The organism is Selenomonas sp. FOBRC9 (assembly GCF_000287655.1).
Lineage (GTDB): Bacteria > Bacillota > Negativicutes > Selenomonadales > Selenomonadaceae > Centipeda > Centipeda artemidis.
Genome location: NZ_ALJR01000026.1, coordinates 64,428 through 87,456 on the forward strand (window position 1 = coordinate 64,428; position 23,029 = coordinate 87,456).

Sequence of the window (23,029 nt, forward strand, 5' to 3'; positions counted from 1 at the left end):
TGTTATAACTATCTCATTATGATAAATGAGAAACAGCGCATCAACATCAACAATATTCTCGAGCGTGCCATCGACATCGGGCAGCGGATGCTCGTCACGGGGGCTGAGGTGAGCCGCGTAGAGCGTACGATCAACTTCATATGCCGTGCCTACGGTGTGCGTCATGTCGACGTGATGGTGATTACCTCGAGCATCATCGTGACGATCCGCGGCGCGGACATCGGCATCCTGACGCAGATGCGGCGCGTTCCGCCGCAGAACTTTGATTTTCAGCGGCTCAAGGCGCTCAATCAGCTTTCGCGGGAGATCTGCGCGCAGCCGCGCACGTCGGATGAGATCAAGGAACGCATCCGTGCGATCGATACGATGGAGCAGACATCGCTATGGGCGTCCGTATTCTATTGGGCGATGATTGCGGCGAGTTTTTCCGCTTTTTTCGGCGGGCGGTTTGAGGATGCGGTCTGCGCCGGGCTTGTGGGGGCGCTCCTGCGCCTGATACAATACGCTCTGAGCCGTACGAAGCTGAACGCATACTGCTCGCTCGTCCTCTTGAGCTTCCTCGGAGGGATGCTTGCCAATTCGTTCCTATGGTTCGGGTTCGATATCCATCCTGCCGCCATCAATATGGGCAATATCATGCCCGTGATTCCAGGGCTCGCGCTGATGAACTCAATTCGCGATATGTTCAGTCAGGAGACGATCTCGGGGCTGCTCAAGAGTGCGGAGGCGATTATTTTGAGCTTGCTCATCGCGGCGGGGTTTGCATTCAGCGCGACGGGCACAATCATTGCGTTCGAAACGCTGTGGTGGGTCTATCTGCTCACCTCGCTCGTCGGCGGCTTCTGTTTCCATATGCTCTTTCACGGGCATATCAAAGACGCGGGGATGGGCGCAGTCGTATGCATGGGTGCGTGGGGCTTTACCATGCTGTTCGTTGCGCTCGATTGGAACGAATTTGCCGGGTACTTCGCGGGTGCGGTCTTTGCGACGATCGCGGCGGAGATATTGGCTCGGGTCTATAAATGTCCCGCGACGGTGTTCCTCATCATCGGCGTGATTGCAATGGTGCCGGGCGGCGCGCTCTACCGAACGATGTTCTATGCAGTATCCGGTGATTGGGGAAAATTCGGGATGCAGAGCATCAAGACGTTCCTCTATGCCGTCTCCATCGCTGCGGGCATCGTCATCGCAACGGCGATATGGGAGACAGTCAAAGACCGCTTGTTGTCATATAAAAAGAAGGACGCGCACATATCGGGGGATGCGTGCGCGCGATAACGTACGGGGAAGCGGGGATACGATGGCTTTACGCGGGCGCAGCCGCCTTTGGCTTACAGTGTTTTTAGGAATCATGACGGCGATCGCGCCGCTCTCGACGGATATGTACCTGCCGGCACTGCCGGAGGTGCAGGCGGACTTTGGTGTGTCGACGTCTCTCATCCAGATGACGCTCACAATGACGACACTCGGGATGGCGCTCGGGCAGATCCTCGCGGGACCGCTCAGTGATTTGTGGGGACGCAAAAAACCGCTGTTCATCGGGATGCTTGTCTTTATCGGGGCAACGCTCGGCTGCGTCCTTGCCGAGGACATCGATTATTTTCTGTTCTTCCGTTTTTTCGCGGGTTTTGCGGGGGCAAGCGGCATCGTGATCGCGCGTGCGATTGCGCGGGACGTGTGCGAGGGCGCGGAGCTCACGCGGTTCTTCGCCGTACTCATGATGGTCAACGGTCTCGCCCCAATCTTGGCGCCTGTTATCGGCGGGCAGATCCTGCTCTTTGCATCGTGGCGCGCGACGTTCGTCTTGCTGACACTCATCGGCGTGGGGCTTGCCGCCGCGACGCTCGCTTACAGTGAGACGCTGGCGAAAGAGGCGCGCAGCAGCAATGTGACGGACTCGCTGAAGAAATTTCCGATACTTCTCAAAAATCGCTACTTCTTAGGGCATTGTCTCGTGCAGTGTTTCGTATTCGGCGCGTTCTTCTGCTATCTTGCGGGCTCATCCTTTATCTTTCAAAATATCTACTCGGTATCGCCACAGGCGTACAGCTTGATCTTTGGGGCTATTGGACTGGGGCTTCTCGTCACGGGAGTCCTGCCCGCGCGTCTTGCGGGACGCGTGCCGGACGTGCGTCTGCTGAAATATGCGGTGCTTGTCCCACTCCTTGGCAGTATTCTGCTTTTGACGGAATTTTATTTTACCGCGCCGCTGCTCGTGATCGTGTTGCTGCTCTTCCTGACAGTGGTTCCGCTTTCGGTGATGGGCGCCGCGAGCTTTTCCCTCGCGCTCTCACGGCAGGGGAAGAACGCGGGGAGCGCATCCGCGCTCATCGGCTGTTCCTCAATGCTCCTCGGCGCCTGTATGATGCCCGTGGTCGGCATCGTAGGAGATCATACGGCACTGCCGATGGCAATCATCATGGTCACGTTGTATGCGCTCGGGGCTCTCGTGTTTTTCTCCATGATCGCCCCGGAGCACCGTGCGGTATAGGATTTTCAGCTATCTTTCACATCGTTTCCGTATACTTTAGTTGCGGTATACATAATGTTTGATATGTGCCGGAGGATGATATTATGCGGGTGTTGCTTGCCGAAGACGATCTGCGTCTCGGAAAGTTGATCCAATATATGTTGGAACAAAACGACATTACGGTAGAATGGGTCACAGACGGGGACGATATTTATGAGTACGCGACGTATACGGAGTACGATATTCTCATCCTTGATTGGATGATGCCCGGCGAGAGTGGTGTGGACGCGTGTGCGCGTCTGCGCAAGAACGGCTATGACCGTGCCATTCTCATGCTGACGGCGCGCGACTCCGTAGAGGATCGCGTAACGGGACTGGATGCGGGTGCGGACGACTATCTCGTGAAGCCGTTCGAGTTCTCGGAGCTTCTTGCACGTCTGCGCGCACTTGGGCGACGGTCGACGCAGAAGATCCAGCACGAGGTGGACGAGATCGGCGGATTCCGTCTCAACCGCACTGCCAATATCCTTGAAAAAAACGGAAAGATGATTCAGCTCTCTCCGCGTGAGTTCCAGCTCTTTGACCTGTTGGCGCAGAATATCGGCATCGTCGTGCCGCGCGACATCATATTAGATCGTATTTGGGGGCTGGAGTCCGATGTCAGCTCCAATAATATCGACTCCTATATGAAAATGCTGCGCAAAAAACTCGATGCGGCGAGCGAGGGCGAGGCAATCAAGACGATACGCGGCGTCGGTTATAAACTAGAGGCGTCGCATTGAGCGAGCAGAATGTCTTTGGCCGCAGCCGCCTGCGGCTCATGCTTCGCTACGCGCTTGTGATGGGAGGACTGGTCATTGTCCTCCTCTTTGCCATGCATAAAACGATGGAGTGGGCGATTACGTCGGAGCAGGCGCGTGAACTGCTCGAGACGAGCAACGGCATCGCGGAATCGCAGATCTATGCGGAGCTCCACGCAGAGGGCGACGCTGATGAGGCGCATCTGTACCGCAGTACGAACGATCGCCTGTTTTACTATGTCTTTAACGATCAGGGGCGTCTGATTAAATTCTCACGCGCTTCCTATCGCATTGAGTCCTTCATTCTCGATATTGTCGGGGCGTGGAACGCACCCGAGGGAGAGGTACGCGTATTTACGAAGACGGACGAGCGAGGCAACCGGACGAAGGTGATGATGACGGCAAAGGCAGTGCTTGCCCCGCCGCTCCCACCGCAAACCGTGTTCGTGGGCAAGGACGTGACGGCGATGTATAACGGAATGGAGAAGGCAACTTCGGCGCTCGCTGTGCTCGGTGTCATCGCGCTCACCTTTGCCGCGGGCATTGGCTATGTGCTCTCGGGCGGTGCGATGAAACCTGTCCGAGAGGCGTATGAACGCCAGCGTCAATTTGCCGCCGATGCCTCCCATGAGCTGCGCACGCCGCTCGCGGTCGTGCTCGCGTCTGCCGATCTCCTGCGCAGTGATACGTCCATTACCTCGCCGTTCCTCAAGCAAGTCATCGAGGACGTGCGCGACGAGGTGAAGAAAATGACGAAGCTCGTCGGCGATCTCCTCACGGTCGCGCGAACGGACGGAAAGGCGAATCAGCTCAAAATCTCGCATATGGACATCGTATCCGCTGCCCGTCAGACAGTGCGCATCATGCGCCCCTTTGCGGAGAAGAAGGACATTGTCATCGAGGAAGTTCTGCCGAAGAAATTGGAGATCTATGCAGACGAGCAAAAGATACGCCAGCTCATCCTCATTCTTGTGGACAACGCGGTAAAGTATACGCAGGAACATGGAAAGATCAAGGTATCGCTCATGGCGGAGAAAGGGGAGATACACCTCACCGTTGCTGACAACGGTATCGGCATCGAGCCGGAGCATCGGGAGCGCATCTTTGACCGATTTTACCGCGTGGACAAGGCACGCTCGCGCCGCATGGGCGGGAATGGACTGGGACTTGCGATCGCACGCGGTATTGTGGAGGCGCATCACGGCGAAATTTCTCTCGAAAGTGCTGTGAACGAAGGCACGACGTTCCATGTGCGCCTGAAAGAAAAAACCAAAAGCTAGATAAAACATATACCATATATACAGGGTAAAAAGTTGTGCTGGGAATTGATACGATGAAGGATGAGACATTGATCCGCCTCGAACATGTGACGCATACCTATATGAGAGGAGAGAACGAGGCGCACCACGCACTCAGCGACGTCTCGCTGTCCATAAAGTCAGGAGAATTTGTCGCGGTACTGGGGGCGAACGGATCCGGAAAATCAACGCTTGCGCGTCATCTGAACGCGCTACTTCTCCCGACGGAGGGGGCGTGTTATATTGGGGGACGAGATACGCGCGATCCAAATTTGTGCATCGATATTCGCCGGGATGTCAGTATGGTATTTCAAAATCCGGACAATCAGCTCGTTGCGGCAACTGTCGAGGACGACGTTGCCTTTGGCCCTGAGAATCTCGGTGTTCCGCCCGAGGAAATCCGCAGGCGTGTAAGCGAAGCTCTCTCGCTCGTCGGGATGGAGGCGCGGCGCCAGGATGCGCCGCACCTGCTCTCGGGCGGGCAAAAGCAGCGCGTTGCGATTGCGGGGGCGCTCGCGATGCAGACACGCGTATTGGTGCTTGATGAGCCGACGGCGATGCTTGATCCGAGGGGGCGTGCGGAAGTCCTGGACGCGGTACGGATGCTGCACGAACGATACGGAATGACTATCGTCTACATCACACATTTCATGGAGGAATCTGTTGCTGCCGACCGTATTGTACTGATGAACGCGGGGCAGATCGTGATGGACGGAACCCCGCAGGAAGTGTTTGACGATCCGCAGCGCGTACGATCGCTCGGTCTGGACGTTCCACTCGCGGCTGAGCTCGCGGGACGCCTGCGCTGCGGCGGGATTAACCTCCCGCATGGGATATTACGAGATGAGGAGCTGATCCGTTGTCTATCCGAGTAGAATCCGTTTCCTATACCTATATGGAGGATACGCCGCTCTCGCATACAGCGCTCCATGAGCTCTCGCTGACCATCCCCGACGGCTCCTTTACGGCGATTGCGGGGGAGACGGGCGCGGGCAAGTCCACACTGATGCAGATCATGGGGGGGCTCGTCACGCCGACGAAGGGCAACGTGTTTGTTGACGATACGGCTCTGTTCGGTGCGTCCGGCAAGGAGCGCAAGCCGGCGTTAGCAGCGCGTCTGCGCGTCGGCATGGTGTTCCAATATCCGGAGCATCAGCTCTTTGAAGAGACGGTGTACGAAGACATCAGGTTTGGATCTAAAAATCAAGGACTCGCAGAGGAAGAGATTGATGCGCGCGTTAAGGATGCGATGCGGCTCGTGGGACTTGACGAAAGTTACGGAGCGCGTTCTCCATTTGCACTCTCGGGCGGGGAACAACGGCGTGCCGCCATCGCGGGTGTGCTGGCGCTCGCGCCCCGGTATCTCATCCTGGACGAGCCTGCGGCGGGGCTTGATCCCTGCGGCAGAGAATCGCTGCTGTCCCTGCTCACTATGCTGCATCGTGAACGGGGCATGACCGTCATCCTCGTTTCTCATAGTATGGAGGATATATTGCGCGTGGCGGATCATCTTGTGTTGCTGGCAGCGGGACAAGTGATTGGTACAGGTGCGCCGCAAGAGCTCTTTCTCAACGATGCACTTCTGGAACGTACGTCGCTGCGTGCGCCACATATCCTGACGCTCGGGAAAAAACTTGCGTCAGCGGGATACGATACCGCCGGATGCACGTCCGTGGAGGAGATGGCAGCTCGCATCCTCGCGCGGAAAAAAAATAAATGAAAAAGCCGGATCATCGCTGTCCGGCTTTTTGTATGCACATTTTATTTTTATGCAGTTGATTAATTGATGCGCGGTGGAGCCTTTATGCCCGAGGAGACGATTCCTGCCTCTTTATCCTTTGCACGCGCCTCTTCCAAATAATAGGAGGGATCGACGCCGAGCTCATGGATGAAATGATAGAGTTCGTTGCCCGTTGGAACGACTTGAATGGATTCTGCTCCATGATCTACTTCTGAAAGATCGATTTCCGTGCGTTCATTCAATAATTTTCCATTCGTATCGGCGAATCGGATGATGATCGGCGTCTTGGTTCGTCCAAACCGACTCTCCTTCACGACGGCAAATCCAAAAGTCGTTTTTAGAACGACCCCTTCCGGATAGAGAGCTACATTGTTAAAGAACTTATCAATCAGTTTCTGGTCAAACTGTCCTTTATTGATGTTATGCATAATGTTATAGGCGATATTTGGCATATATGCTTTTTTGTAAGGGCGTTCACTTGTTAATGCGTCATAGACATCAGCGATTGCCGTTATCTTTGCAAAGCGGTGAATCTCATCCCCCTTGATACCGCGCGGATAACCCGTCCCGTCGATATGCTCGTGATGCTGTCCTGCGATTGCCGCTAAAATACTCGTCTTTGGAAGATTATGCATCTTAACGATGCGGCGTGCACCTGCACTTGGATGCTGCCGAATCATCTCGAATTCTGTCTGTGTAAGACTACGATCCTTATTGAGTATTTCGTACTCCACATCGATTTTCCCAAGATCATGCAGCAGCCCCCCCAATGTAATAAGAGAAAGCTCCTCTTTCGGCAGATGACAGAGCATTCCCATCATTGCCGAGAGAACAGCGACATTGACGCTGTGCGCAAACGTATATGCATCGTGCATACGAATATCAGTCAACTGCACGAGGTTTTCACGATTATTGAAAAGATCAAAGACAATGGCATCAGCAACTTTTTCGAGTGGTGCGGCATCGAGTGTCCCGTTTTCTGTGACCGATTGAAAGGTATCATAAACGGCACTGATCGCCTTGACACGTGTCTTTTCCTCAATGACGTCCGGCGGCGGTGCGACACGGTGGCGCGGATCCATCGACGTGACAGTCACGGTCTGTATACCAAGCTGTCGAAGTTTACGAATATATTCAATAGTCACGGGTCGTCCCTTGACAAGATAGCTTCCGCCGGCAGTATTAAAGAGACTTTGCCCAAGAATCATGCCGTCCTCAAGTTTCGATATGGGAAGTCGCAGCATAGTCCTCTCCCTCACCCTTGTGCCATCGATACAATGCTCTTACCGGACATTCCCTAGAGCATCTATATTCGCACATATAACTTAATAAGTATATCAAACTAATATTTATAATAAGTTTACATGAATTGCTCTCATTTGTAAAGTGCCTTTCATGTAAGAGGACAATTTGCATAGAACGCCCGTTTTTGCTATACTGAAGCATAATTTCTTTACGATGAAGGGACGCCGTACGCCGTTATGAAAAAATCTGATACAACCGACCAAGAAGAAAAAGGAAACCATATACTTTTTATAAAATATGCGGGTGTTGTATTCGCATTTTCCTTTGTTGTTGTATGTGCACTTTATTATATGGGGGGGGATTATCTTTCGGAGTCGCTGGGCGATACGACGGTATCCCGATATGGTGAAAAAGATCAATTGTCATATGTCTTATTGATGGGCGTCGACCGCAGGGAGGGTGATGCAGGGCGCAGTGATACGCTGATGCTCGCTGCCATCGATGAAGCGCATGGACACGCGTCTCTGCTCTCGATCCCGCGCGATACACGCATAAAGGTGGGGAATTACGGTTACGATAAGATCAATCATGCCTACGCATATGGTGGGCATGAGCTGACACTCTCGTCGGTCAGTGCACTGCTCGGCGTACCTGTGACACATTATATTCTCGTGGATACTTCTGCGTTTGAACGTATTGTAGATGCCGTTGGCGGCGTCGATATCGACGTTGAAAAGCGGATGCATTATGAAGATCCGTGGGATGATAACGGAGGGCTCGTCATTGATCTCTATCCGGGACTACAGCATATGGACGGTGCTCATGCGATTCAATATGTGCGTTATCGGGACGGTACGGGGGACATTGGGCGCATCGCGCGTCAGCAGGCATTTATGCGTGCGTTTTTCGCGCAGCTCATCTCGCCGCAGGTGTTCCCGCGGCTCGCCGCGCTGATGGACGAGCTGACACATGCGGTCGAGACGGATTTGTCGCCGCGTCAGCTCATAACGGCTGTCAGGCGGTTTCAAGACGTTGGCACGGAAGGGCTGAAGATGCAGACGGTGGAGGGGACGCCCGCTTACCTAGGAGATGTCAGCTACTGGATTCCGGATATTGAGGAAACGCGCAAAACGTTGTTTGAAGAAAATGGACTCGATTTTCCGGAGGATATGAGGGCGCAGGCAGCGCTTGACGCTGCGGCGTACCGTTCGGATATGCCGGAGCGTTTACGCATAATGACGGAACCATCGGGCAAGGACGTACTTCCGTCCTCCGACGAACTCCTTGCCGAAGGTGATCGTGAAATCGAAGCGCGCCGCGCGGCAGAGCAGAAATCAAACCGGGAAAAATCAGCACAGAAGAATGAGGCAAAAGAGACGCAGGAAACGAAAGTATCTGCTACGGAAGATAAGCAGAACGATATTTCCGTTATGGTCATCAATTCTAGCGGTATCGACGGTGCGGGGGCGGCGGTTGCCGATGTACTGCGCGCGAAAGGATTTCAGATTTCAAGCGTAGAGACGGGACGATCCTCGGATCGTCCAAAGACTGCGATTATGACGGCGCAGGCGCATGTTGATCTGTTTTACGGCATGCCGTTTCCGTGCGTTATTATGCCGGTGGACGGCGCGGGTGACCGGCAGGCGATTGTCATCATAGGGAAAGATTACGGCGGAGATCCATCCAAGAAAAAGGGGCGTATCGAAGAATAATATGGGACGGCTAAAGGTTATCGGTCTTGAAAAATCATACGGCATCCGTACGCTGTTCTCACAGGTGAATTTCGAAGTGATGCCCGGCGACAAGGTCGGTCTGGTCGGCGCGAACGGATCAGGAAAAACAACGCTGATGCGCATCCTGCTCGGGCGTGAAGAGTCCGATGCGGGGCAGGTGCTCATCGACCGTGCGGATACGGTCGGCTATGTGGAGCAGCAGGCAGAGTTCGCGGACGGCACGCTGTATGAGGAATTTCGGCGCGCGTTTTCGGACATTATCGCGCTCGGCGCACAAAAAGAGGAGATGGAACGGCACATCGCAGCGGGAGCGACGGAAGAAGAGCTGAGCGCCTACGGAAACCTCGTCGCACGGTTTGAGGCGCTGGACGGTTATGAATTCGAGAGCCGCATCCGGCGTGTAGCGTTTGGACTGGGATTTTCCGAGGAGGATCTTACAAAGAACGTCCGCTATTTTTCCGGCGGGCAGACGACGCGCATCTGTCTTGCCAAGGCACTCCTTCGGGAGCCGGATTTCCTGTTTTTGGACGAGCCGACGAATCATCTCGACATCGGCATGATCGAATGGCTGGAAAAGTTTTTGCAGAACTATCGCGGCGGCGTGCTTCTCATATCGCATGATCGTTATTTTCTCGACCGCGTGACGACGCGCATCCTCGAACTTGATCACAGGGAAGTGACCGCATATACGGGTAATTATACGCATTTTATGCGCGTCAAGACGGAGCGGCGCGCGGCGCTGCAAAGCGCTTATGAAAAGCAGCAGGCACATATCAAAAAAACGGAGGAATACATTAGACGCTATAAGGCTGGAATCAAGGCGAAACAGGCGCGCGGACGGCAAAGCCAACTAAACCGTCTGGAACGCATCGTCCTGCCGCCTGCAGCCGCGGCGTTCAACTACTTCGCGTTCAGTCCGCCGCCGGAATGTGCGCAGCGTGTGGCGGAGATGGAGGATATTTCGTTCTCCTATCAAAATCATCCCGTGTTGAACCGCATCTCCCTCCTCATCCGCAAAGGAGACGGCGTTGCGCTCATCGGCGAAAACGGCGCGGGGAAGACGACGCTCCTGCAAATCCTCATTGGAGAGCTGGAAGCAAGCGGCAGAATCAAAATTGGCAGCCGCGTTAAAATCGGATATTTCTCTCAGCAGCACGAGGGGCTTGATCCAGCGAAAACGGTGTTGGACGAAATCTGCTACACGTTCGGTATCGACGAGGAACATGCACGCGGGTATCTCGGCGCGTTTTTGTTCCGCGGCGACGATGTACTGCGGCTCGTCGGCGCGCTTTCCGGCGGAGAACAGGCGCGTGTGGCATTTTTGAAGCTCATGCTGACGGGAGCAAATTTCCTCGTGCTGGACGAGCCGACCAACCATCTCGACATCCCCGCGCGCGAGGCGGTGGAAGAAGCGCTGATGGCGTTTCCGGGGACGTTCATCGCCGTTTCGCACGACCGCTACTTCCTCGATAAGGTCGCCAACTGTACACTAGAGCTCGCGAACGGAAAAATTACCGAGTATCTAGGCAACTATAGCTACTATCTGATGAAGAAAGAAGCGGAGGCGGAAGCCGCATCCGCCGATGAGGAAAAGGACGAAAAAAAGGCGGTTCAGCCGCCGACCGCTGCAAAATCCGAAAAAGCGAGTACCGCTACGAAATCAAACGCATCGTATCCGACGCGTATGAGCGACGCCAAACGCAGGGAACTAACGGATCGTGCGGAAGCGGAGATCGCCATGGCAGAGGCAGAGCTCAAAGGACTGGAATACGAGATGAATAGACCTGAAACGCAGGCAGATCCTGTGCGGAGCGGTGCGATTGCCGAGGAATATACGGCGAAGGAACGAGAGATTGCCGAGCGTTATGCGCGATGGGAACGATTGATGGAGGAATAACATGGACACCGGGCAAAACCTTGGATTTCGTTCCGAAGAAGACGAGCTGACGGGAACCGTCGACCATATTGTTTTTTCATCGAATGACGGCGCGTTCTCTGTGTTTCGTCTGCGTTTGGACAATAAGGGAAAATGCACCGCCACGACCAAGGGCGCCGCGCCGCTGGTTGGGCAGGAGGTGCGGCTCATAGGATTTTGGGTAACGCATCCGCGTTTTGGACGCCAGTTTCAGGCACTGCGGATGCGCGTCGCCGCGCCGACCAATGCGGCGGGGATGGAGCGTTTTTTGGCGTCCGGCGTCATCGACGGCGTGGGCCCCGCCATGGCACGGCGCATCGTGGACAGATTTGGCGCGAAATCTTTTGCCATCATCGAGACGGCGCCGCATCGGCTCAAGGAAGTCCCCGGCATCGGCGCCAAGACGCTGGAAAAAATCGTGTCGTCCTATATGCGCCAATCTGAACTGCGCGATATTATGCTGTGGCTTGAGGATCACGGTATTACGGGCGGCTATGCGGCGCGCATCTTCAAGGCGTACGGCTCTCTCGCCGTGCAGGTGCTGGAAAAATCTCCCTATCGGCTTGCGCAGGATATTGACGGCATCGGCTTCATGACGGCGGACGCTATCGCCGTCGCCGCCGGATGGGAAAAAAATGCGGCGGAGCGGATTGCTGCCGGTATTACCTATGAGCTGTCCATGATTTCATCCGGCGGACACTGTTGTATTCCTGAGCGTATTTTGACCGATAAAGCCGCGCAGCGTCTTGGTGTATCGCGCTCAGAAGTGATGGATGTCCTCGCGTGCGAGGTAAAGGCGGGACGTCTTCATGCGGTGGATGAGATGGGCGAGCGTCTAATTTACCCGACGCCCCTCTACCAAGCCGAGGAACGCACCGCACGGATGCTGCTGACACTTCAGCGGGAAGCGGAGTATATCCACATGGATGACGCCAAGGCACGTGTTGCTGCGTGGGAAGAAGTGCATGAGGTACATCTCGCCGCGGCGCAGAGAGAGGCAGTGATCGCCTCCCTCTCGAACGGAATCCTTGTGCTGACAGGAGGCCCCGGGACGGGGAAGACAACGGTCATCCGGAGCATCATAGATATTTTGGAAGAGCAGGGACTGGAGATTCTGCTCGGTGCGCCGACCGGGCGCGCGGCAAAGCGGCTCTCGGAGGCGACGGGAAAACCAGCGGCGACCATTCATAGAATGCTCGAGGCACAGGGCGGCGAGGAGGGCGCTACGCACTTTGGGCGTGATGCCGAGACGCGGCTCGAGGCAGATGTCATCATTATCGACGAGGTGTCGATGATGGATATTGTGCTGATGTTCCATTTTCTCTCTGCCGTTCTCCCCGGGACACATATCATCTTTGTAGGCGATGTGGATCAGTTGCCGGCGGTGGGCCCCGGATCCGTTCTCAAGGATATTCTGCGTGCGGGTGTCATTCCGAGCGTACGCCTAACCGAAATTTTCCGGCAGAACAGTGCGGGAACGATCGTGCTCAACGCACATGCCATCAACGCCGGGCGCATCCCTACATTTTCCGCGGCGGACTTCTCCTTTTTTCCCTCGGTCTCAAGCGAAGATGCGGCGGCGCAAATCGTTCGACTTTCGGAACAGTTGCTGCGCAAGCGCGGCGGCTCCTCTATCATGGATATACAAGTTCTTTCCCCCATGCGCCGAGAGGCGTGCGGCGTGGATATGCTTAACGGGCGTCTCCAAGCCGCACTGAATCCGCCCGCGCCGGACAAGGCGGAAATCGGATGGCTGCGCATGGGCGATAAAGTGATGCAGACGCGCAACGACTATACGAAAGGCGTGTTCAACGGAGACATTGGAACGGTCTCATGGATAGACAGTGAGCATGTTGTCGTCCGGTTCGCAGAGGACATGGATGTCTCCTATACGCGTGACGAACTTTCGTCTCTCACTCTCGCCTACGCGATGAGCGTTCACAAGAGTCAGGGGAGCGAGTACGCGGTCGTCATTCTGCCGCTCGTGCGCGCCCATCATGTGATGCTCCAGCGCAATCTGCTCTATACCGCAGTAACCCGTGCTAAGGAAAGAGTGATCATCGTCGGCGACCGTGCCGCACTCTATACCGCGGTCAGTAACGACCGGACGCGGCGCCGCTATACGTTGCTGGCGGAACGGCTTACAGAAAAAATTTGAATTGACATCGCGCATAGAGTTGATTTTTCATCTGCAAAAACGTATAATATGAAGAACGATATTACCTTTTAAGAGGTCCCGTGAGGCCTTAAAGGAGTTTTCAATGACATGCAAGACACAATCCGTTTATCCATTTTTAGAATACAGGCTTTTCTATGCATTTGCGTGGAAGAGCTTTTTTATTGCTGAAGGAGGGCGAATATGAGTCGGGAGCTATCGCTGAAAGGGCGCGATATTCTTGCGCTGGAGGATTTTTCCGCAGACGAGATCCGTTTGATTCTAAGCACGGCGCGGGAGATGAAGAACATCGTCGGGCGCGATATTAAAAAAGTGCTCGCACTGCGCGGGAAATCCATCGTCACGCTGTTCTACGAGCCGAGCACACGGACGCGCACGTCCTTCGAGCTTGCGGGGAAATATCTCGGCGCCGACGTCGTGAATATTACGTCGGGAACCTCCAGCATCGTCAAGGGAGAGAGTCTGCGCGACACACTCTATACGATCGAGGCGATGGGCGTGGATGCCATCGTCATGCGGCACAAGGCGGAAGGCGCCGCCGCCTATGCGGCATCCGTTGTTTCACCGGTTATCGTCAATGCGGGAGACGGAGCACATGCACACCCTTCGCAAGGGCTCCTCAATCTCTATACGATCGAAGAATATGCAGGAAAACTCGCGGGGCTCAAGGTCGCAATCCTTGGCGATGTCCTGCACAGCCGCGTGGCGCGTTCCGATATACAGGGGATGCGCAAGATGGGGATGGACGTCCACATCGCGGGACCAAGGCCTCTCCTGCCGCGATTCCTGCACGAAGAAGAGGGGATTACCGTGCACGACCGGGTAGAGGACGCACTGGAAGGTGCGGATGTCGTCGAGGTGCTCCGCATCCAGTTGGAGCGCATGAAGGGCGGACTCTTCCCGTCGACACGCGAATATGCGCGCATCTACGGGCTGAATGAAGCTCGACTGGGGCTTGCGAACAAGGACGCCATCGTGCTCCACCCGGGACCGATGAACAAGGGCTGGGAAATCTCGGAGTCCGTTGCCTATCATGTCCAGTCTCGGATTCAAGAAGAAGTGAGGAACGGAGTCGCCGTCCGTATGGCGCTCTTTACGCTGACGTTGATGGGAGGAAAACACGAATGAGTACGCTGCTCTTAAAAGGCGGAACAGTGATTGATCCCGGCTCAAAACGAAACGAAGTATCCGATGTTCTCATCGAAAACGGCATCATTCAAAAAGTCGGTAAAAACCTGAAATCTCCTGATGCCGAGGTCTACGACGCCACGGGGAAAATCGTCGCCCCGGGGCTCATCGATATGCATGTCCATTTCCGCGAGCCGGGACAGGAGGCAAAGGAGGATTTTGCCTCCGGATCGCGCGCAGGCGCGGCGGGCGGCTATACCACGGTTGCTACGATGCCGAATACGAGTCCCGTGGTTGATACTGCCGCGCTCGTGCGAAGTCTGCAAAAGCGCGCCGAGGATGTGTCGGTGATCCATATCCGCATCATCGGCGCCGTGACGAAGAATCAAGAGGGCAGGGAGCTTGCGGAACTGGGCGATATGGTGGAAGCGGGCGCTGTCGCGTTCTCCGACGACGGACATTTTGACCCGTCGGCAAAGGTGCTCCTCAGCGCCTATGATTATCTCGTCCCGTTTGATAAGGCGATCATCAACCATGAGGAGGACAATTCCCTCGTGGAGGACGGTGCGATGAATGAGGGACATCGGAGCGCGATGCTCGGGATTAACGGGCGTCCGACGGTCGCCGAGGATATTGCCGTCGCGCGCGACGTCATGCTTGCGGAGTACGCGGGTGCGCACGTCCATGTGGCGCATATCAGCTCCGCGCGTGCCGTTCAGATCGTGCGTGAGGCAAAGGCGCGCGGTGTGCGCGTGACGACCGAGGTCACGCCGCATCATCTGACCATGACGGACGAATGCGTCAATCCCGTCGACAGCTCTACGAAGGTCAATCCGCCGCTGCGTACGCAGAAGGATGTCGATGCGATGGTGGCAGGGCTTGCGGACGGAACGATCGATATGATTGTCACGGATCACTCGCCCCACGAGCGCGAGGATAAGGATCGCGAGTATGTCTATGCGCCGAGCGGCTTTCCGGGGCTTGAGACCGCACTCGGCGTCGTCCTGACCGATCTCGTTCATACGGGAAAAATGGATATGGAGACAGTGATCGAGCGCATGAGCTATGCACCGGCACGCGTCTTCCGGCTGAATGCCGGCACGTTGAACGAGGGCGCTCCCGCCGATGTCGTCGTCATCGATCCGCAGCGCCTTTGGACGGTGGAGGCGGAAAAGTTTTATACGCGAGGAAGCCATTCCCCCTTTGTCGGAAGGAAGCTCAAGGGGAAAGCTGTGCTCACTGTTGTCGGCGGTGAGATCGTTATGAAGGACGGTGTGGTCGTTAAATGAAAGGAAACCTGATCCTAGAAGACGGCGCAATTTTTCCCGGGACATTGCTCCAAGGCAGTGCGGCATCGGTGGGAGAAGTCGTCTTTACCACTTGTATGACGGGCTATCAGGAGTGCCTTACCGACCCGTCTTTTTGCGGGCAAATCCTGACGATGACCTATCCGCTCATCGGGAATTACGGTGTCGCGGAGAAATTCATGCAGGCTCCGCAGCCCTTTGTGCGCGGTTTTGTCATTGGCGAACTCTGCGATCTTCCGAATAATTGGCAGTCCGAGGGGACACTTGTAGATTTTTTACACAAATACCACATTCCATGTCTATATGATGTAGATACAAGAGCTGTTGCACGGCATATTCGTTCTGCAGGCGCGATGAAGGGCGTTCTTGTTCCGTCCGATGCTTCCGATGAAGAGGTTCGTCGGCTCCTAGCCATCGAGCTGCCGCACGATCATGTGGATACGGTAACGACGCGCGAAGTCTATGTGCTTGAGACCGACGTTTCAAATGCTCCGCATATTGTCGCTATGGATTTTGGCGTTAAGCGCAGTATTTTGCAAAATATCAATCGTATCGGCGCAAAGGTGACTGTCGTTCCCGCTCATACCACTGCCGAGGAAGTCCTCGCGCTAGATCCGGACGGCGTGTTCCTCTCCAACGGCCCGGGAGATCCGCAGGATGTTCCGGAGATCGTGGCGGAGATTCAAAAACTTGTCGGCAAGAAGCCCATCTTCGGTATTTGCCTTGGGCATCAACTGCTCGCGCTGACGTTCGGTGCAAAGACGTACAAGATGAAATTCGGTCATCGCGGCGGCAATCAACCCGTAAAGACGCTAACAACGGGACAGGTACATATCTCCGCGCAGAACCACGGCTATGCGGTCGACCCCGCCTCTCTTGCCGGAACGCCTCTCGAGGTAACCCATATCAACGTCAACGACGAGACGATTGAGGGACTGCGGCATACGTCGCTCCCGATATTTTCCGTACAGTACCATCCGGAGGCGGCGCCGGGTCCCGACGACAATATGTACCTCTTTGATACGTTTTGGGATTTGATGAAGGGAGTGTAAACGATGCCGCGCAAGGAAAATTTGAAGAAGGTTATGGTCATCGGCTCGGGGCCGATCATCATCGGACAGGCGGCAGAGTTCGACTACGCCGGCTCCCAAGCCTGCCGTTCCCTCAAGGAGGACGGTCTTGAGGTCGTGCTCGTCAACAGCAATCCCGCGACCATCATGACGGATACGAATATTGCGGATCGCGTCTATATCGAACCGCTCACCGTCGATTTTTTGGCGGAGATTATCGCAAAGGAAAAGCCCGAGGGTCTCCTTGCGACCCTCGGCGGGCAGGCGGGGCTGAACCTCGCCGTTCAGCTTGCCGAGAGGGGGATATTGGAGCAACACGGTGTGGAACTCCTCGGCACCTCGCTCGACGCCATCGAAAAGGCGGAGGATCGGGAGCGGTTCAAGGAGACGATGGAAAAGCTCGGTGAGCCGATCCCGGAAAGCACCATCGTGGAGGATGTGCATTCCGCCGTCGAGTTTGCCAATAAGATCGGCTATCCCGTTATCGTCCGCCCCGCCTACACGATGGGCGGCACCGGCGGTGGTATCGCGGAAAACGAAGAAGAGCTCATTGCTATCGTTATCAAGGGACTTAACTACTCCATGATCGGGCAGGTGCTCATCGAGCGCAGCGTTGCGGGATGGAAGGAAATCGAGTTCGAGGTGATCCGCGACGGGCGTGACAACTGCATCACCGTATGCAGTATGGAGAATTTTGATCCCGTCGGTGTCCATACAGGAGACAGCATTGTCGTAGCTCCCGCACAGACGCTGACGGATCACGAGTATCAGATGCTGCGGAGCTCCAGTCTGCGCATCATCAGGGAGCTCGGCATCGAGGGAGGCTGCAACGCACAGTATGCGCTCGATACGCAGAGCGATCGCTACTATGTCATCGAGGTCAATCCGCGCGTCAGCAGATCGTCCGCGCTCGCTTCGAAGGCGACCGGATATCCCATCGCGAAAGTATCCTCGAAGATTGCCATCGGCTATACGCTCGACGAGATCGTGAACTCCGTCACACAAAAGACAAAGGCTTGCTTTGAGCCGACGATCGACTATTGCGTGGTCAAGTTCCCGCGCTGGCCGTTCGATAAATTCATCTACGCCGATCATACGCTTGGGACGCAGATGAAGGCGACCGGCGAGGTCATGTCGATTGACCGCAGCTTTGAGGGGGCAATCCTGAAGGCGGTACGATCGCTCGAGATCGGCGTCCATCGGCTGCACATGGAGCGGTTTGACGCATGGGACGACGAGCTCATAAAAAAACACCTCTCGTTCGTCAATGACGAGCGGATTTTTCTCATTGCCGAAGCACTGCGCCGCGGCAAATTATCGGTTGAGGACATTTCGTCGATCACGAAGATCGATCAATGGTTCGTCCATAAGCTGAAGCATATCGCCGATATGGAGAATGAGCTTGCCTCGTCTCCGCTAACGCCGAAGCTGCTTGCCGCGGCAAAATGGACCGGACTTGCCGACGTTTCGATTGCGGAACTCACGCACAAGACGATCGATGAGATTCGCAGTATGCGCCGTTCGAACAACATTGTGCCGTGCTACAAAATGGTCGACACATGTGCCGCCGAGTTTGAAGCCGCGACCCCGTACTACTATTCTACCTTTCGCGGTACCGAGGACGAGGTCGCCGTATCGCATCAAAAGAAGGTCATTGTGCTCGGCTCGGGGCCGATCCGCATCGGGCAGGGCGTGGAGTTCGATTACTGCTCGGTACATTCCGTTTGGGCGCTCCGCAGTATGGGCATCGAAGCCATCATCATCAACAACAATCCGGAGACAGTCAGTACGGACTTTGACATCTCCGACCGGCTCTACTTTGAGCCGCTGACGGTCGAGGATGTTTTGAATATCGTCGATAAGGAAAAGCCGGACGGCGTTATCGTACAGTTCGGCGGGCAGACGGCGATCAACCTCGCCGCCGCTTTGGAGCGCGCGGGGCTTCGTGTCTATGGAACGTCGGTCGACGACATCGATCGCTCCGAGGATCGCGAGCGGTTCGACGAGGTGCTGACGCAGACTGGGATTTCCCGCCCCGAGGGAATCAGCGTCACAAACCTCGAGGATGCCGTTGCAGGGGCAAAGTGCATCGGCTATCCGGTGATGGTGCGCCCCTCCTATGTGCTCGGCGGCCGCGCGATGGAGATTGTCTACAATGAGGACGAGCTGCGCGACTACATGCAGCGCGCGGTAAAGGTCACGCCGGATCACCCCGTCCTCGTGGATCGCTACATGCAGGGGACGGAGGTGGAAGTCGATGCGATTTCCGACGGCGTCGACGTCGTTATTCCCGGCATCATGGAACACATCGAGCGCGCGGGGGTTCACTCGGGCGACAGCATCGCTGTCTATCCGCCGCAGACGCTTCCCGCCCGTGTCATCTATACCATCATCGACTATACGAAGCGGCTTGCCGTCGCGCTCCACGTCAAGGGGCTGCTGAACATCCAATTCGTCGTCGCGCACGACGAGGTGTTCATCATCGAGGTGAATCCGCGATCGAGCCGCACCGTGCCGTTCCTTTCGAAAATTACAAACGTCAATATGGTCAGTGTGGCGACGCAGGTTGCGATGGGGGCTTCGCTCAAGGAAATGGGATTCCATTCCGGGCTGATTCCGCCGCGTCCATACGTTGCGGTAAAGGCTCCCGTATTCTCGTTTGCAAAGATGACGGACGTCGATATTTCTCTCGGACCCGAGATGAAGTCCACGGGCGAAGTCATGGGCATCGATTATCACTATGCCCGCGCGCTGTACAAGGCGATCGTCGGCTCGGGACTCAATATCCCGACGAAGGGGCGACTGCTCTTTACCGTCGCGGATAAGGACAAGGAGGAGATGAAACAGCTCGCTAAGGCGTTCTCCGAATTTGATTTTGAAATCGTTGCGACCGAGGGGACGGCAAAGGCGATCGCCGCGCTCGGCATCGACGTCGATGTGGTCGGCAAAGTACATGAGCGCAGTTCGGACATCATCGAGATGATCAAGAGCGGACGGATCAACATGGTCATCAATACGCTGACGCAGGGCAAGCATTCTGCGCGCGACGGATTTAAGATCCGCCGTGCGACGGTCGAACACGGCATCGCCTGTCTGACTTCGCTCGATACGGCGTGGGAGGTTCTGCGGGTGCTGGAATTTATGCGCAAGCGGCGTCTCGTTTATGCGCTTGCGCTTCAAGACTATGTGGGCGGAGGGGATGACCTTGCCTAAGTTCGTCGAGGAAGCCCGCATTGCGGCGCATGAGAGCCCCGGTGCAGGGGTATATATCATGACGCTAATGTCGCCTGCCATTGCGGCAGAGGCGCTTCCGGGGCAGTTCGTCGATGTCTCCGTTCCTCTTGGCACGAGCATTCTGCGCCGTCCGCTCGGTATTGCCGAGGTGTCGCGTACGGAGGGATGGATTCGGCTCATTTACCGCATAGTGGGGCAGGGAACCCAGGCGCTTGCCGCAGCGCGTCCCGGCGCACGGGTCTCCGTGCTGGGACCTCTCGGGAAGGGGTTTCGAACGCAGCTGCGCCGCCCCCTGCTCGTCGGCGGCGGTATGGGATTGTCACCACTCCTCTTTTTTGCAGCGGAGAGCCGGGGAACGGCAAGTGTGCTGATGGGCGGGCGTACGAAAGACGAACTCTTTTGGGAGCATATTTACGCCCCCTATGTTCATGAGGTGTTTATAACGACGGATGACGGCTCCTATGGCACGAAAGGCTTCGTGACGACACTCCTGCCGGAGCTGCTCGCAAAGGAGAGTTATGACGGCATCGCCGTCTGCGGGCCGCCCGTCATGATGCAGCGCGTCGCCGCACTTGCGGCATCGTACGATGTCCCCTGCGAGGTCTCACTGGAGCGGCATATGGCGTGCGGACTCGGTGCATGCCTGTCCTGTGCCGTTGATACAAAATACGGGCGACGCAAGGTCTGCAAGGACGGCCCCGTATTTTCCGCCGACGAGGTATACTATGACGCATCATGAACGGGATAAACGCCTGCATACGACGCTTGCGGGCATTGATATGTGCACACCGGTGCTCGCGGCATCCGGCACCTTCGGGTTCGGCGAGGAGTTCGCGGATTTTGTCGACCTTTCGCGTCTTGGCGGCGTAATGGTCAAGGGGACGACACTGCACCCGCGGCGTGGGAACGACGGCGTCCGTATCGCGGAGACGCCGCAGGGAATGCTGAACTGCATCGGTCTTGAAAATCCGGGCGTCGATGTGTTCCTGCAGGAAATCCTGCCGCGCATTCGCCACTACGGCATGAACGTGATCGTCAATATATCAGGCGGTTCCGTCGAGGATTATGCGGCGGTTGCAGAACGGCTGAATGTGCCGGATGTCGCCGCGCTCGAGATCAATATCTCCTGTCCCAATGTGAAGGAGGGGGGGATTGTGTTCGGCACGGATCCCCATGCCGCGGCCTCTGTCGTCCGGGCAGTGCGGCGCACTGTGCAAAAGCCCGTCATTGCGAAACTGTCCCCGAATGTCACGAGCATTACGGAGATGGCGCGCGCGGTCGAGGCGGCGGGCGCCGATATGATCTCTCTCATCAATACGCTCATCGGTATGCGCATCGACATAGAAACAGGAAAGCCAGTGCTCGGCAACCGCACAGGGGGGCTCTCGGGTCCCGCCGTGAAACCTGTTGCCGTGCGGATGGTCTATGACGTGGCACGTGCCGTACGCGTGCCGATCATCGGAATGGGCGGCATCGCTTCATGGGAGGATGCCGTAGAGTTTTTCCTCGCGGGGGCTTCCGCCGTTGCCGTTGGAACCGCGAATTTCACCGATCCTGCAATCATGATGAAGATCTGCGACGGACTTCTCCATTATATGGAAGAACATGACATTTCTCACATCAACGAGATTGTCGGCGCGGCACATATGGAGTAAGCTGCTCAGATGAAGGTCTCATGTCATATGGGAAAAATAATTTTCTAAAATATTTTTTAGAAATATGGACAACATGTTCGGTGATTTCTGAATTCTCTATATTATACAAGGGCTAGGGGGACTTTTGACACCTGACAGCCATATGTGGTATAATCTCTGCGTTGGTATGAGAAACCGAGACAATCGCCTGTATCGTTTTTGCGATGCATGAGGAAAGTCCGAGCTCCACAGGGCAGTGTGCCGGATAACGTCCGGCGAGGGTGACCTTAGGGACAGTGCCATAGAAATTTAAACCGCCGGCTTTGCCGGTAAGGGTGGAAAGGTGCGGTAAGAGCGCACCGGCGATCGGGTAACCGGTCGGCCTTGGTAAACCCCACATGGAGCAAGACCAAATAGGGAAGGACAAAGGCGGCCCGTCGACCTTCCGGGTAGAGTCGCTTGAGCCTGCGGGCAACCGTCGGCCTAGATAAATGATTGTCGCCGCCGCAAGGCGGAACAGAACTCGGCTTATTGGTTTCTCGTAGCCAATATCATAATGCATCTAGTGGAAGGAAGTGTTTGCTTGCAAAAGAAAATTAAGATTCTTGCATTATCCGCAATGCTTCTCTGCTCCGCATCCATTGCGAGTGCAGAGTCATTCCAAATTGGAGATCAAGGAACGGACGTTGCCGAGATTCAGGGGCAGCTTTCGAGCGTAGGATATGATGTTGTCGCCGACGGTGATTTTGGCCCCGCGACGGCAGAGGCGGTCAAGGAGTTCCAAGCAGCACACGGTCTTGCCGTAGACGGCATGGTCGGTCCTTCGACCTATGAGGCGCTTCTTGGAAAAACGATGCCGCAGGTCAGCCGCGGATCAAACTATATCGTTCGCCGCGTAATTTCGGATTCGATGCAGTATTTGGGCGTTCCATATTCCTTCGGTGGAACAACGCCCTCCGGATTTGACTGCTCCGGTTTTGTCCGCTACGTCTTTGCAAACGCGGGCATCTACCTGCCGCGTACGGCGGATGCACAGTATGATGTCGGCTATCCGGTTTCCTCCGCGGAGATGGTTCCCGGTGATCTCGTGTTCTTCTCGACTTATGAATACGGACCTTCACATGTGGGCATCTATCTCGGCGACGGCAACTTCATCAACGCTTCGTCGAGCCGCGGGGTTGCGATTGACAATCTGCGCGGCGGCTACTGGGGCGCATGTTATATCGGCGCACGCCGCATTATGTGATGATGCAAAATCTTGGGAGGGGCATAGCCCCT

General features: G+C 55.8%; 17 protein-coding genes and 1 other RNA gene. 17 read left to right on the forward strand and 1 reads right to left on the reverse strand.

The genetic code is table 11. The features are described 5' to 3' along the window. Nucleotides 1–18: 18 nt before the first annotated feature. The 6 genes from HMPREF1147_RS06380 to HMPREF1147_RS06405 all read left to right on the forward strand — a co-directional run bounded on the left by HMPREF1147_RS06380 (nt 19) and on the right by HMPREF1147_RS06405 (nt 6,288). Nucleotides 19–1,278, forward strand: a complete 1,260-nt coding sequence (locus tag HMPREF1147_RS06380; protein ID WP_009658180.1) for a threonine/serine exporter ThrE family protein — start codon at nt 19–21, stop codon at nt 1,276–1,278. A gap of 22 nt (nt 1,279–1,300) precedes the next feature. Further along, nucleotides 1,301–2,491, forward strand: a complete 1,191-nt coding sequence (locus HMPREF1147_RS06385; RefSeq protein WP_009658177.1) for a multidrug effflux MFS transporter — start codon at nt 1,301–1,303, stop codon at nt 2,489–2,491. 83 nt (nt 2,492–2,574) lie between these two features. Next, entirely contained in the window at nt 2,575–3,252 is a 678-nt protein-coding gene (locus tag HMPREF1147_RS06390; protein ID WP_009658178.1) for a response regulator transcription factor, read from the forward strand. Beyond that, nucleotides 3,249–4,550 carry a cell wall metabolism sensor histidine kinase WalK gene (locus HMPREF1147_RS06395; protein ID WP_009658160.1) on the forward strand — a complete coding sequence of 434 codons (1,302 nt, stop codon included), beginning with the start codon at nt 3,249–3,251 and terminating at the stop codon, nt 4,548–4,550. Before HMPREF1147_RS06390 ends, HMPREF1147_RS06395 begins: the two co-directional genes overlap by 4 nt. A gap of 53 nt (nt 4,551–4,603) precedes the next feature. After that, nucleotides 4,604–5,443 (forward strand): energy-coupling factor transporter ATPase, encoded by an 840-nt coding sequence (locus HMPREF1147_RS06400; RefSeq protein WP_009658123.1) that lies wholly within the window; start codon nt 4,604–4,606, stop codon nt 5,441–5,443. Beyond that, complete coding sequence (locus HMPREF1147_RS06405) at nt 5,428–6,288, forward strand: energy-coupling factor transporter ATPase (protein ID WP_009658157.1); 861 nt, start codon at nt 5,428–5,430, stop codon at nt 6,286–6,288. The genes HMPREF1147_RS06400 and HMPREF1147_RS06405 overlap by 16 nt, the downstream gene beginning before the upstream one ends. A 59-nt stretch (nt 6,289–6,347) precedes the next feature. Here the strand turns inward: HMPREF1147_RS06405 and HMPREF1147_RS06410 are convergent, their stop codons facing one another. Continuing rightward, complete coding sequence (locus tag HMPREF1147_RS06410; RefSeq protein WP_009658144.1) at nt 6,348–7,553, reverse strand: HD-GYP domain-containing protein; 1,206 nt, start codon at nt 7,551–7,553, stop codon at nt 6,348–6,350. A gap of 237 nt (nt 7,554–7,790) precedes the next feature. Between HMPREF1147_RS06410 and HMPREF1147_RS06415 the strand changes: the two genes are divergently transcribed. From HMPREF1147_RS06415 to HMPREF1147_RS06460, 11 genes are all read left to right on the forward strand, one after another. Next, nucleotides 7,791–9,266, forward strand: coding sequence for an LCP family protein (locus tag HMPREF1147_RS06415; protein WP_009658128.1), 1,476 nt, complete (start codon nt 7,791–7,793; stop codon nt 9,264–9,266). Between the two features lies 1 nt (nt 9,267). Continuing rightward, entirely contained in the window at nt 9,268–11,184 is a 1,917-nt protein-coding gene (locus HMPREF1147_RS06420) for an ABC-F family ATP-binding cassette domain-containing protein (protein WP_009658152.1), read from the forward strand. A 1-nt stretch (nt 11,185) separates the two neighbouring features. Continuing rightward, a complete protein-coding gene (locus HMPREF1147_RS06425; protein WP_009658164.1) occupies nt 11,186–13,360 on the forward strand; it encodes an ATP-dependent RecD-like DNA helicase in 2,175 nt (724 codons plus the stop codon). A 201-nt stretch (nt 13,361–13,561) separates the two neighbouring features. Beyond that, on the forward strand, nt 13,562–14,506 hold the full coding sequence (locus HMPREF1147_RS06430; protein WP_009658148.1) for an aspartate carbamoyltransferase catalytic subunit: 945 nt from the start codon (nt 13,562–13,564) through the stop codon (nt 14,504–14,506). Continuing rightward, complete coding sequence (locus tag HMPREF1147_RS06435) at nt 14,503–15,795, forward strand: dihydroorotase (protein ID WP_009658145.1); 1,293 nt, start codon at nt 14,503–14,505, stop codon at nt 15,793–15,795. The genes HMPREF1147_RS06430 and HMPREF1147_RS06435 overlap by 4 nt, the downstream gene beginning before the upstream one ends. Then, nucleotides 15,792–16,865, forward strand: a complete 1,074-nt coding sequence (gene carA / locus HMPREF1147_RS06440; RefSeq protein ID WP_009658163.1) for a glutamine-hydrolyzing carbamoyl-phosphate synthase small subunit — start codon at nt 15,792–15,794, stop codon at nt 16,863–16,865. The genes HMPREF1147_RS06435 and carA overlap by 4 nt, the downstream gene beginning before the upstream one ends. A gap of 3 nt (nt 16,866–16,868) precedes the next feature. Then, the gene (gene carB / locus HMPREF1147_RS06445; protein ID WP_009658199.1) at nt 16,869–20,096 is read left to right on the forward strand and encodes a carbamoyl-phosphate synthase large subunit; all 3,228 of its coding nucleotides are present in this window, start codon (nt 16,869–16,871) and stop codon (nt 20,094–20,096) included. After that, complete coding sequence (locus tag HMPREF1147_RS06450; protein WP_037350210.1) at nt 20,068–20,856, forward strand: dihydroorotate dehydrogenase electron transfer subunit; 789 nt, start codon at nt 20,068–20,070, stop codon at nt 20,854–20,856. The genes carB and HMPREF1147_RS06450 overlap by 29 nt, the downstream gene beginning before the upstream one ends. After that, nucleotides 20,843–21,772: a dihydroorotate dehydrogenase gene (locus tag HMPREF1147_RS06455; RefSeq protein ID WP_009438343.1), complete on the forward strand. Its 930-nt coding sequence runs from the start codon at nt 20,843–20,845 to the stop codon at nt 21,770–21,772. The genes HMPREF1147_RS06450 and HMPREF1147_RS06455 overlap by 14 nt, the downstream gene beginning before the upstream one ends. Nucleotides 21,773–21,939: 167 nt before the next feature. Next, an RNA gene (rnpB, locus tag HMPREF1147_RS11435) (RNase P RNA component class A) lies at nt 21,940–22,297 on the forward strand. Nucleotides 22,298–22,334: 37 nt separating this feature from the next. Continuing rightward, nucleotides 22,335–22,997, forward strand: a complete 663-nt coding sequence (locus HMPREF1147_RS06460; RefSeq protein ID WP_009438357.1) for a C40 family peptidase — start codon at nt 22,335–22,337, stop codon at nt 22,995–22,997. The last annotated feature ends 32 nt before the right edge of the window (nt 22,998–23,029 follow it).